Origin of the sequence: Achromobacter deleyi (genome assembly GCF_902859705.1) — a bacterium.
GTDB lineage: Bacteria > Pseudomonadota > Gammaproteobacteria > Burkholderiales > Burkholderiaceae_B > Achromobacter > Achromobacter deleyi.
The window spans coordinates 45,670-56,829 of sequence record NZ_CADIJO010000033.1 but is presented as its reverse complement, the minus strand read 5'-3'; the positions used below and the strand labels follow the sequence as shown (position 1 = coordinate 56,829).

The 11,160-nt window shown below is 68.2% G+C and carries 10 protein-coding genes; 2 read left to right on the top strand and 8 right to left on the bottom strand.

Annotated elements, in window-relative coordinates; translation table 11 throughout:
- From dtnK to HV798_RS28490, 4 genes are all read right to left on the bottom strand, one after another.
- Positions 1–801, bottom strand: an 801-nt coding sequence (gene dtnK / locus HV798_RS28505; RefSeq protein ID WP_175216612.1) for a D-threonate kinase, incomplete at its 3' end; no start/stop codon positions are given.
- Positions 798–1,826 carry a 2-keto-3-deoxygluconate permease gene (locus tag HV798_RS28500; protein ID WP_175216611.1) on the bottom strand — a complete coding sequence of 343 codons (1,029 nt, stop codon included), beginning with the start codon at positions 1,824–1,826 and terminating at the stop codon, positions 798–800. The genes dtnK and HV798_RS28500, both read right to left, overlap by 4 nt.
- A 151-nt stretch (positions 1,827–1,977) precedes the next feature.
- Entirely contained in the window at positions 1,978–3,831 is a 1,854-nt protein-coding gene (locus tag HV798_RS28495; RefSeq protein ID WP_175196608.1) for an ABC transporter ATP-binding protein, read from the bottom strand.
- A gap of 72 nt (positions 3,832–3,903) precedes the next feature.
- Positions 3,904–4,425, bottom strand: coding sequence for a MarR family winged helix-turn-helix transcriptional regulator (locus HV798_RS28490; RefSeq protein ID WP_175196610.1), 522 nt, complete (start codon positions 4,423–4,425; stop codon positions 3,904–3,906).
- A 143-nt stretch (positions 4,426–4,568) separates the two neighbouring features.
- On the opposite strand from HV798_RS28490, the gene HV798_RS28485 reads away from it, so the two are divergent.
- Complete coding sequence (locus HV798_RS28485; protein ID WP_025140059.1) at positions 4,569–5,531, top strand: Bug family tripartite tricarboxylate transporter substrate binding protein; 963 nt, start codon at positions 4,569–4,571, stop codon at positions 5,529–5,531.
- A 12-nt stretch (positions 5,532–5,543) separates the two neighbouring features.
- Positions 5,544–7,112 carry a sulfatase-like hydrolase/transferase gene (locus tag HV798_RS28480; RefSeq protein WP_175196611.1) on the top strand — a complete coding sequence of 523 codons (1,569 nt, stop codon included), beginning with the start codon at positions 5,544–5,546 and terminating at the stop codon, positions 7,110–7,112.
- Between the two features lie 48 nt (positions 7,113–7,160).
- Here the strand turns inward: HV798_RS28480 and HV798_RS28475 are convergent, their stop codons facing one another.
- From HV798_RS28475 to HV798_RS28460, 4 genes are read right to left on the bottom strand one after another with little or no spacing between them, the layout of a single operon-like run.
- Positions 7,161–8,849, bottom strand: coding sequence for an AMP-binding protein (locus HV798_RS28475; protein ID WP_175216610.1), 1,689 nt, complete (start codon positions 8,847–8,849; stop codon positions 7,161–7,163).
- A 2-nt stretch (positions 8,850–8,851) separates the two neighbouring features.
- Entirely contained in the window at positions 8,852–9,445 is a 594-nt protein-coding gene (locus tag HV798_RS28470) for a chalcone isomerase family protein (protein WP_025140062.1), read from the bottom strand.
- On the bottom strand, positions 9,409–9,954 hold the full coding sequence (locus HV798_RS28465; protein ID WP_025140063.1) for a DUF4442 domain-containing protein: 546 nt from the start codon (positions 9,952–9,954) through the stop codon (positions 9,409–9,411). The genes HV798_RS28470 and HV798_RS28465 overlap by 37 nt, the downstream gene beginning before the upstream one ends.
- Positions 9,955–9,958: 4 nt before the next feature.
- The gene (locus HV798_RS28460) at positions 9,959–11,158 is read right to left on the bottom strand and encodes an acetyl-CoA C-acyltransferase (protein ID WP_175196615.1); all 1,200 of its coding nucleotides are present in this window, start codon (positions 11,156–11,158) and stop codon (positions 9,959–9,961) included.
- Between the last annotated feature and the right edge of the window lie 2 nt (positions 11,159–11,160).

The window sequence follows — 11,160 nt, the reverse complement described above, 5'->3', positions numbered from 1 at the left end:
CGCCAGGCCGGGCGCCCAGGTGTGGGCGCCGGCGGCCTGCAGCGCGGCGGCCTGGGCGCGCGCGGCGCTGTGTTGCGAGGTCACTACCACGACCACCGCGGCGCTCTGGTCGGCGCCGGCCCAGACGCGGGCCAGCGGCACGGCCAGGCCGCCCGCGCCCACGGGCAGCGCGCGGTCGCCCAGCAGGGCGATGGCGCGGGCCAGCCGTTCCAGGTCGGCGTCGTCGCGGGCATCCACCACCACGGTGTGGCCGGCCTGTTCGATGCGGGCGGCCAATGATTCGGGCGTTTCATCGCCTTGCGCCGCGACGTGGGCGCAGCCCAGCAGCGTCGGCACGTGGCTTTCGGTGACGGGGGTGACCGGGTCGGTGGCGGCAGACGTTTCGGTGACCGGCTTGCCGTTGACCTTGAGCACGCCGTCTTCCAGCGTGCGGCCGGTGGCGGGAAACGCCGGGCAGATCACCGCGATGGCATCGCCGCGCCAGGCGCCGCGGGCCGCGTCGATCTCGGCCTTGAACGCGCCGCGCAGCGTGGAATCCACTTTCTTGTACAGCCGCGTCACGCCCGCGGCGCGCAGCCGTTCGACGTTATGGCGGATCACGTTGCCGGCCTCGGCCGCCGGCAGCGCGCGGCTGTGCGTGGTGACGGCCAGCACTTCGACGTCGTCCGAGGCTGGCCCGGCCAGGGCCGCGTCGGCGCCGTCGATCGACAGATGCGTGTTCCAGCCGGCGCGCACGAACTGCACGGCGGTATCGCCCGAACCGGTCAGGTCATCGGCGACGATGGCGATCGTGGGTTTCACAAGGCCTCTCCGCGCGCCTCGCGCAGGCCCGGTGCCGGCGCGGCAGCGCTTTCGTCTTCGGACTTGAGCTCACCGGCGCGCTTCAGGAAGTACGACGCAAGAATCGGTGCCAGGATCGAACTGATCAGCACGCAGGCGGCGACCTGCGCGGTGGCGGTAGACACGTATTGCTGGAAGTTGGGGTCGGCCGCGGCCACCACGGCGGGGGGGGCGATGGCGTTGCCGGCGGTGGTGCCGGCCGCAAAGCCCAGGCCGCTCTTGCCGCCGCGGCGCAGGATCAGGCGATAGCCCAGGTAGACCAGGCCACCGGTGATGGGGCTGATGATCAGGCCCAGGATCAGGCCGCTGATGCCGCCGCTGACCACGGCGCCCAGGTTGATGCCGGTGCCCAGCGCGAAGGCAAAGAACGGGATCACGATGTTGGGCACGGGCTTGAGCACGTCGCGCCACTTGGGGTCCAGGTTGCCGACCACCACGCCCAGCAGGAAGGGCACCAGCGCCGCCACCAGGGCGATCATCGGAATGTCGGCCAGGCCAGACGCGCCCAGGAACAGCAGGCTGAAGAAGGGACCGTCATTGACCGCGCTGGCGACATAGGCGCCGCGGTCGCGGGCATCTCCGTACTGGCCCGTGTAGGCCAGCCACAGGCCGCCGTTGCTGTTGTCGAACGCGGCCAGCATCGCCAGGATGGACACGCCCAGCACGCCGTCCAGGCCCACGTAGCTGCCCAGGATGATGATGAGGGTGGCGGGCACCAGCGTCTTCATCAGCAGGATGGTGCCGGCGGTGGCCAGGATCGGGCCGCCGGTGCGAGTGTTGACCTGGGTGCCGGTGGCGAAGATCAACAGGGCGATCAGGGGCAGGGCGCTGTTCTTGAACAGCGCGGTGGTGAAGCCGCCGATGGCCAGCGCGTCGGGCGCGAAGGTGCCGATCAGCGATCCCAGGATCAGCGGCACCAGCATCAGGCCGCCAGGGATTTTCTGCATCGTGCCAAAGAAAGGCGAGCGGGTGGATTCGGTCGTCACAATCGGAGTCTCCAGGAGGGATGTTCTGGGGCGCAGACGTTCGTACGCGCGTCTGTCGGGGTTGAAAACCGACAGTGTACACCTGTACGTACATGCTGTACGTACAGGTTATCCCCAGGGCTTCGGGCCGCGCGTCTCTGAGGCGGCGGGATCAATCCAGCCCCACGAAGCCTCCTGTCTGGTGGCTCCACAGCCGTGCGTACAAGCCGCCTTGCGCGACCAGGCCGGCGTGGGTGCCGGCCTCGACGATCTGGCCGCGGTCCAGCACCACCAGGCGATCCATGCGGGCGATGGTGGACAGGCGGTGCGCGATCGCGATGACGGTCTTGCCCTGCATCAGCGTTTCCAGGCTTTCCTGGATGGCGGCTTCGACCTCGGAATCCAGCGCCGAGGTGGCCTCGTCCAGGATCAGGATGGGCGCGTCCTTGAGCAGCACGCGGGCAATGGCGATGCGCTGGCGCTGGCCGCCCGACAGCTTCACGCCGCGTTCGCCGACGTGCGCGTCCAGGCCGCGGCGGCCATCGCCGTCGACCAGGGCGCCGATGAATTCGTCGGCGCGGGCGCGGCGAATGGCGTCCAGCAGCTGGGCTTCGGTGGCGCCGGGCCGGCCGTACAGCAGGTTGTCGCGGATGGACCGGTGCAGCAGCGAGGTGTCCTGCGTGACCACGCCGATCTGCGAGCGCAGGCTGGCCTGGGTGACGTGGGCGATGTCCTGGCCGTCGATGAGGATGCGGCCGCCTTCCAGGTCATACAGGCGCAGCAGCACGTTGACCAGGGTGGACTTGCCGGCGCCGGACGGGCCGATCAGGCCGATCTTCTCGCCTGCGCGCACCGTCAGGTCCAGGTGCGAAATGATCTCGCGGCCGCTGCCGTAGTGGAACGACATGTCGTCAAAGCGCACCTCGCCCCGGGTGATGCGCAGCGGCTGCGCATCGGGCGCGTCCAGCACCTGGCGCGGCTGCGAGATGGTGGTCAGGCCGTCCTGCACCATGCCGACGTTTTCCGAAATGCCGTTGACCTCCCACATGATCCAGGCCGACATGTTGTTGATGCGGATCACCAGGCCCAGGGCCAGCGTGATGGCCCCCAGGCTGATGCTGCCGATGCTCCAGAGCCACAGCGCCAGGCCGGCGGTGCTGACGATCAGCACGCCGTTGAGCGTATTGATGGACACGTCCATTGCCGTGATGACGCGGGTCGACAGGCGCTGCTTTTCCGTCTGCTCGGTCATGGCCTGGCGGGCGTAGTCCTCTTCCTGGCGGGTATGGGCGAACAGCTTGAGCGTGGAGATATTGGTGTAGCCGTCCACGATGCGGCCCATCAGCTTGGAACGGGCTTCCGAGGCGATCACGGCGCGCGCCTGCATGCGCGGCACGAAGTAGGCCAGCATGCAGCAGTAGATGGCGATCCACAGCACCAGGGGAATCACCAGGCGCCAGTCGGCCTCGGCGAACAGGTACAGCGCGCTGGCCGCGTACAGGATCACGTGCCACAGGGCGTCGACCGACTGCACGGCCGAATCGCGCAGCGAATAGCCGGTTTGCAGCACCCGGTTGGCGACCCGGCCAGCGAAGTCGTTGTGAAAGAACGCCAAACCCTGGTTCAGCACGTAGCGGTGGTTCTGCCAGCGCACCAGCGTGGTCAGGCTGGGCGAGATGGTCTGGTGCGACAGCAGGTCGTGCAGGCCGATGGACAGGGGCCGCAGCACGATCACCACGAACGCCATCCACGCCAGCGTGTAGGCGTGTTCGCGGAAGAAATCGGCCGGCGCCGTGTGCTGCGCCATGTCCACCAGATCGGCCAGGAAACTGAACAGCGCCACTTCCACCAGGGCGCCACCCAGGCCCACCAGCAGCAGTACGGCAAAGATGGGCCAGACCTGAAGCAGGTAATAGGCATAGAACCGCAGGACCCGCCCCGGCGGCGTGACGTCGGGGGCGTCGCGGAACGGGTCGATCAGGTTCTCGAAGTAGCGGAAAACGGGATTCGGTTTGTCGCCGGGCATGGCAGGTCCGTAAGAGACAGGCCGGCCAAGCGTATCAGGGAAACCCCTTAAAAATAAAGGCGTCCCGCGCCGTCAGGTGTATTGCGCGCGCCGTGTTCCGCCTTCGCGCCGGCTGGCCTTCTCGGCCACGATGTTGTCTTGCGCCATGCGTCGGCCGCGTTGCTCGATGCGGGCCAGCAGGTCGCGCAGTTGCGCCACTTCGGCGGCGTCCAGGTCTTGCACCAGGAGGTCGTTCAGGTGCAGCACTTCGGGCAGCAGGGCGCGGTAGCGGTTCAGGCCATGTTCGGTGGCCTCGATGCGCACCACCCGGCGGTCGGCGCTGTCGGGCAGGCGCCGCAGCCAGCCTTTTTCGCACAGCGCGCCCAGCGTGCGCGAGGTGCGCGCCAGGTCCAGCTTGGCGGCCGCCGCCAGCTCGGCCGACGTCATGATGCCGCCTTCCACCGCACAGGCCAACAGGCGCCATTCGCGCCGGGTGATGCCGAAGCGGCCCTCGCACAGGCGCACGAAAACAGGGTTGGATTGCGACCAGGCCTGGTAGAGCCGGTACATCAGCATCTCGGCCAGCGGGTGTTCGACGGGTTCTCGAGGGGTCATATCGTTATGCCAGGTACTGGATTAGATCAAGCAATCTTCGCGGCGCTACAGTCGTCTCGCCTGTCTACGGGCCGGTTGACACTACAAGAACCATAACCGACAGCGCAGCCGCTGTCGCCAAGGAGATTACCGTGCGTAAATGGATATCCGGCGCCGCGTTCGCGGCGTTTGCGGCGGTTGCCGCCGCCCCGGCCTGTGCCCAGTCCGCGCCGCTGGACGGCGCCCTGACCATCGTGGTGGGCTACCCGCCCGGCGGCAGTTCCGACCGCATTGCGCGGCTGGTGGCCGACCGCCTCAAAGACCGCCTGGGCGTGACGGTGGTGGTGGAAAACAAGACCGGCGCTGGCGGGCGCATCGCGGCCCAGGGGCTGCATGCCCTGGCCGCCCGCCAGAACGTGCTGATGCTGGCCAATCCCGCCGTGATGGTGGTGGCGCCGCTGGTCTACGCCGAACCCGGCTACGACGCACGCCGCGACTTCAAACCGGTATCGCTGGTCAGCCGCTACAAGTTCGCGCTGGCGGTGCCGGCCAGTTCGTCCATCCGCGACGTGGCGGGACTGCGTCAGTGGCTGCAGGAACATCCGCGCCAGTTCACGGTAGGCGTGCCGGCTACCGGCAGCCTGCCGCATTTCTTTGCACTGATGCTGGGCCGCGAGATCGGGCAGGAGCCCGAGGTGGTCGGCTACCGGGGCTCTGCGCCGCTGATTTCCGAGTTGATCGGCGGCATCCTGCCGCAGGCGGTCGACACGCTGGACACGCTGCTGCCGCAGCACCGTGCCGGCAAGATCCGCATCCTGGCGACCTCGGGCGACGCGCGCGACGCCGACCTGGCCGACGTGCCGACCTTTCGCGAAGCGGGGGTGAACCTGGCGGCCGACGGCTGGAACGCGTTCTTCGCGTCATCGTCGATGGCGCCGGCCAAGGCCGAGCGCCTGGGCGCGGATATCGCCGCGCTGATGCGCGAACCGGCCATGCAGCAGGCGGTGCGCGAGTCGTACCTGGAACCCGTGTCGGCCGATGTGGCCGCCACCACGGGCGAACTGGACGCCTACCGCAAGCAATGGGAGCCGGTGGTGCGCGCGTCCGGCTTCACGGCCACCCAATAGGAGCAGACCCCGATGAGCACGGTGCAGAATGTGTTGTTCATCATGGCCGACCAGCTGCGGGCAGACCACCTGAGCTGCTATGGCCATCCCTACCTGCAAACGCCCAGCCTGGATGCGCTGGCCGCGCGCGGCGCGCGCTTCGAGCGGGCGTTCGTGAATTCCGGCGTGTGCGGGCCGTCGCGCATGAGCTACTACACGGGCCGCTACCCGTCGCGCCACGGCGCGACCTGGAACCGCGTGCCGCTGTCCATCAACGAGATCACGCTGGGCGAGTACCTGGACGGCCAGGGGCGTGACCTGGTGCTGGCGGGCAAGACCCACGTCATCCCCGACCGGGCCGGCATGGAACGCCTGTCCATCGACGGCGGCTCGGAACTGGGTGCGCTGCTGTCGCGCGGCGGCTTCATCGAAGCGGACCGCTACGACGGCCATCACGAACCCGGCAAGGAAAGCGGCTACCCCGCCTTCCTGCGCAGCCAGGGCTACGACAGCCCCGACCCCTGGACCGACTACGTCATCGCCGGGGTCGACGCGCATGGCCGCGTGGCCAGCGGCTGGAACATGCGCAACGTGCACCTGCCGGCGCGCGTGGCCGAGCCGCATTCCGAAACCGCCTACATGACCGACCAGGCGCTGGATTTCATGAAGCGCCGCGGTGATCAGCCCTGGGTGCTGCACCTGAGCTACGTGAAGCCGCACTGGCCCTACATGGCGCCAGCGCCTTACCACGCGCGCTACACGGCGGACCAATGCCTGCCGGTACGCCGCAACCGCGAGGAACTGGCCAACGCGCATCCCGTGGTGGCGGCCTACCGCCAGCACGAGGAAAGCGTCAGCTTCTCGACCGACGAGTGCGTGCGAGTAGTGCGGCCCGCCTACCAGGGGCTGATCCGCCAGCTGGACGATCACCTGGGCCGGCTGTTCGACTACATGGAAGGCGCCGGGCTGATGCAGAACACGCTGATCGTGTTCACGGCCGACCACGGCGATTTTCTGGGCGACCATTGGCTGGGCGAAAAGGAACTGTTCTACGACACCGTGCAACGGGTGCCGTTCATCGTGATGGACCCGTCGGCCGCGGCCGATGCCACTCGCGGCCAGGCGCTGGCCGACATGGTGGAAAGCGTGGACCTGGTGCCGACGGTGCTGCGCGCGCTGGATGTGGAACGGCCCTGGCACCGCCTGGAAGGGCGCGAATTGCAGTCCGTGTTGCACGGCCGCGCGGCCGACGAGCCCTGGCGCGACTGCGTGTTCTCGGAGCTGGACTACAGCTTTCGCCAGGCGCGGCTGCTGCGCGGCAAGACGCCGCAGAACGCGCGTGCCTGGTCCGTGCGCACGGACCGCTGGCGCTACGTGCATTGGCTGGACGAGCCGGAGCAACTGTACGATCTGCACGCGGACCCCGACGAATTCCAGGACCTGGGCACCAGCAGCGCCCATGCCGCGGTGCGTGCAGAATTGCGCCAGCGCCTGCTGGACTGGATGCTGCGCGGCAAACGCCGCACGACCATGGCCGACGAGGCGGTCGAACGCGGCACCAACGCGCACAAGCGCGCCGGGGTGTTCTTCGGGCAGTGGTGAAAGGGCTGTCGCCAGGCCACGGCCTGGCGACAGCGCCCGCGCCGGCGGCTAGGCGCCGGCCGTGTCCTTCTGTGGCTGGGCGGCCGGCTTGAGCTCGCGCCGCAGGATCTTGCCCACGTTGGTGCGCGGCAGGTCGTCGCGAAACTCGACGTAGCGCGGCACCTTGTAGCCGGTGAGCTGGCTGCGGCAATGCGCGATCAGCGTCTCGGCATCCAGGTTGGGGTCCTTGCGGATCACGTACAGCTTGACGGCCTCGCCCGAGCGTTCGTCGGGCACGCCGATGGCCGCCACTTCGCGCACGCCGGGGTGCAGCGCGGCCACGTCCTCGACCTCGTTGGGATAGACGTTGAAGCCCGACACCAGGATCATGTCTTTCTTGCGGTCGATCAGGTAGACGTAGCCGGTTTCGTCGACATAGCCGATGTCACCGGTGCGCAGGAAGCCGTCGGGGTACATCACCAGCGCGGTCTCGTCGGGCCGGTTCCAGTAGCCCTGCGTGACCTGCGGCCCGCGCACGCAGATCTCGCCGGCTTCGCCCACCGCCAGTTCCTCGCCGTCGTCGTTGCGGATGGACAGATCGGTGGACGGCACCGGCAGGCCGATGGACCCCGTGAACACCTGCACGTCCAGCGGGTTGATGGTCACGGCCGGCGAGGTTTCGGTCAGGCCATAGGCCTGCGCCAGCGACTTGCCGGTGACGGACAGCCAGCGGTCCGCCACGGCACGCTGCACGGCCATGCCGCCGCCCATCGTCAGCCGCAGCCGAGAAAAATCCAGCTTGGCGAATTCAGGGTTGTTCAGCAGCGCGTTGAACAGCGTGTTCACGCCTGTGAAGGCGCTGAACGGCACCTTGGCCATTTCCTTGACCAGCCCGGGAATGTCGCGCGGATTGATGATGAGCAGGTTGCTGGCGCCGATCTTCATGAAGGTCAGGCAGTTCGCCGTCAACGCGAAGATATGGTAGAGCGGCAGTGCGGTGACGATGCATTCCTGCCCTTCCTTGACCAGCGGGCGTACCCACGTATAGGCCTGGGTGACGTTGGCCGCCAGGTTGCCGTGCGTGAGCATGGCGGCCTTGGCCACGCCGGTGGTGCCGCCCGTGTATTGCAGGCAGGCCAGGTCGTCCTGCGTCAAGGCCACTTCGCTGAACGGCGCATCGTGGCCGGCGCGCAGCGCGTCGCCCAGCCGCAGCGCATGGGGAATCGACCAGGCGGGAACCATGCGCTTCACACGGCGCACCACGAAGTCGACCAGCCGGCCCTTGACGGGGCCCAGCAGTTCGCCGATGGAGGTGACCAATACGCGTTCGATCGCCGTGTTGGGCAAGGCCTTTTGCAGCGTGGCGGCGAAGTTGTCGGCCACCACGATGGCGCGCGCGCCCGAGTCGGCCAGTTGATGTTCCAGTTCATGCGCCGTGTACAGCGGGTTGCAGTTGACCACGATGCAGCCGGCGCGCAGCGCGCCGAACAGGCAGACCGGATACTGCAGCAGGTTGGGCATCATCAACGCCACGCGGTCGCCCTTGCGCAGCCCGTTGGCATGCAGCCAGGCGGCGAAGTCGCGGGTCAGTCGGTCCAGTTCGGCGTAGGACAGCGACTTGCCCATGCTGAGGTACGCGGTCTTGTCGGCGAACCGCCGGCAGCTGTCACGGGCGATCGACACCAGCGTGGCCCCCGGGTCCAGGTCGATCTCCGCGGGCACGCCCGGGGGGTAGCTCTTTTGCCAGATTCGTTCCATCTTTACGGAGTTCCCAGTAGGGCTTTCTTCAGGGAAGACTGTGCCGGGTTGTCGCCCAGCCAGACCCGCAGCAGCGCGCGGGCGAAGGCGGGGTCGTCGATGCGGCCGCGCTGCTTGCCGTTGTCGGTGACCGTGACGCCGCGCGCATCGAAATCCAGGTCGATGACATCGCCTTCACGGGCCGAGCCGATCTCGGCCATCAGCGCCGACAGGCGGTCGGCGTGCACCTGCAGGGCGGCGCGTTCCGCTTTGTGGGTATTGTCGTTCAATCCGTCCTGCAATGCGGCGTCCAGGCTCTTGCTGTCGACATCGCGCAAGAGTTGCAGCCGCATGCGGCGCGGTTCATTGCTGTTGATCAAGGTCGCGGCGTCCTGGCTCTTGGCGCTGGCGTACAGCGCCGCCACGTAGACCTTGACCACGAACTTGGTACGCAGGCCGGCGCCGTTCAGCACCAGCGTGTGGCCGCCTTCGGACAATTGTTCCGGCACGCGCACGCCGGCCACTTCCATGTCGGCGGCCAGCGCCGGGGCGCCTGCCAGGCAGGCGGCCAGAATAAGGCTCAGGGCGGTGGCTCGCCCTCCAGGGATGCAACGCATGTGTCTCCTCCAGTCGTTTTCTGCTTGTAGTACTTCTTGTCGGCGATGTAGATCGTGCGTTCCACGACGGCGTAGACGACGCCGTCCTTGTCCTTCAATTCCACGGTGTACGTCCGGGTGGTCTCGTGGTCCTGCGCAAGAATCCTGCGTATGTCCGCGATTTCTCCCGGCGGCAGCCGGAAGTCCACGTACAGCGTGGTGTAGGCGGGCTTGCGGTAGCGGATGGACGCCGCCTTGTCCCACACGATGTGGTCCGCGCCCAGCGCGGCCATCAGCATGGTGGGATGGGCGCCGTCGGTCACCGCGAACAGCGAACCGCCGTACATGGAGCCCACGATGTTGCGCGTGCGCCGCAGCAGCGGCAGCTTGATGCGGATGTGCTGGAAATCCGGCGACACGTGCAACACCCGGCCGCCGGTGGCGCGAAACGCCGGATGCAGGTTGAATCCCACCCGCATCAGGCGTGCACGCCAGGCCGGCGATAGCCGTTTGAACCAATAGGGCTTCACCGGCTTACAGGGCCTCGAACAGGCCGGCCGCGCCCATGCCGGTGCCGATGCACATCGTCACCAACCCGTACTTGCCGCCGGTGCGGCGCAGGCCGTGGGTCAGCGTGGCCGTGCGGATCGCGCCGGTGGCGCCCAGCGGATGGCCCAGCGCGATGGCGCCGCCCAGCGGGTTGACCTTGGACGGATCGAGCTTGAGTTCGCGGATCACCGCCAGCGACTGCGCGGCGAAGGCTTCGTTCAGTTCGATCCAGTTCAGGTCTTCCTGGCGGATGCCGGCGCGGGTCAGCACCTTGGGGATGGCGGCCATGGGGCCGATGCCCATCACTTCGGGCGGCACGCCGGCCACGGCGAAGCCGACAAAGCGCGCCAGCGGGCTGAGGTTGAACTCGCGCAGCACGCGCTCGGACACCAGCACCACGGCGGCGGCGCCGTCGGACATCTGCGAGCTGTTGCCGGCCGTGACGCTGCCGCGCGCGGCAAACACCGGCTTCAGGCGCGCCAGCGCCTCGGCGGTGCTGTCCGGGCGCGGGCCTTCGTCCACTTCGACCAGGCGGCGGGTCTCGCGCACGTTGCCGTCGGAGCCGCCCGGCAGGCGCGTCACCACTTCGAACGGCGTGATCTCGGCGCGGAAGTGGCCGGCCGCGATGGCGGCGCTGGCCTTCTGCTGCGAGGCCAGGGCGAAGGCGTCCTGGTCTTCGCGCGACACCTTCCATTGCTCGGCGACCTTTTCGCCGGTCAGGCCCATGCCGAAGGCCATGCCGATGTTCTCGGGGTGCGAGAAGATGGCCGGGTTCAGCGATACCTTGTTGCCCATGATCTGCGGCATGGCGCTCATGGACTCGGTGCCCGAACCGATCATGATGTCGGCTTCGCCCGTGCGGATGCGGGCGGCGGCATCGGCCACCGCTTGCAGGCCGGACGCGCAGAAGCGGTTGACGGTCACGCCGGCCACGCTTTGCGGCAGGCCCGCCAGCAGCAGCCCGATGCGCGCCACGTTCATGCCTTGCTCGGCTTCCGGCATGGCGCAGCCGGTGATGACGTCGTCGATCCTGGCCGCGTCCAGCCACGGCGTCTGCGCCAGCACGCCCTGCAGGGCGGCGGCCAGCAGGTCGTCGGGCCGGGTGGTGGCGTAGGCGCCATTGCGCTTGCCCACCGGCAGGCGCGTCGCGGCGACGATGTAGGCCTCTTGAATCTGCTTGCTCATGT

Bases quoted from the DNA above. Each gene is read 5' to 3' on its own strand.
- HV798_RS28495 (WP_175196608.1), bottom strand. From the start codon at position 3,831: ATGCCCGGCGACAAACCGAATCCCGTTTTCCGCTACTTCGAGAACCTG.
- HV798_RS28480 (WP_175196611.1), top strand. From the start codon at position 5,544: ATGAGCACGGTGCAGAATGTGTTGTTCATCATGGCCGACCAGCTGCGG.
- HV798_RS28460 (WP_175196615.1), bottom strand. From the start codon at position 11,158: ATGAGCAAGCAGATTCAAGAGGCCTACATCGTCGCCGCGACGCGCCTG.
- HV798_RS28490 (WP_175196610.1), bottom strand. From the start codon at position 4,425: ATGACCCCTCGAGAACCCGTCGAACACCCGCTGGCCGAGATGCTGATG.
- HV798_RS28470 (WP_025140062.1), bottom strand. From the start codon at position 9,445: ATGCGTTGCATCCCTGGAGGGCGAGCCACCGCCCTGAGCCTTATTCTG.
- HV798_RS28475 (WP_175216610.1), bottom strand. From the start codon at position 8,849: ATGGAACGAATCTGGCAAAAGAGCTACCCCCCGGGCGTGCCCGCGGAG.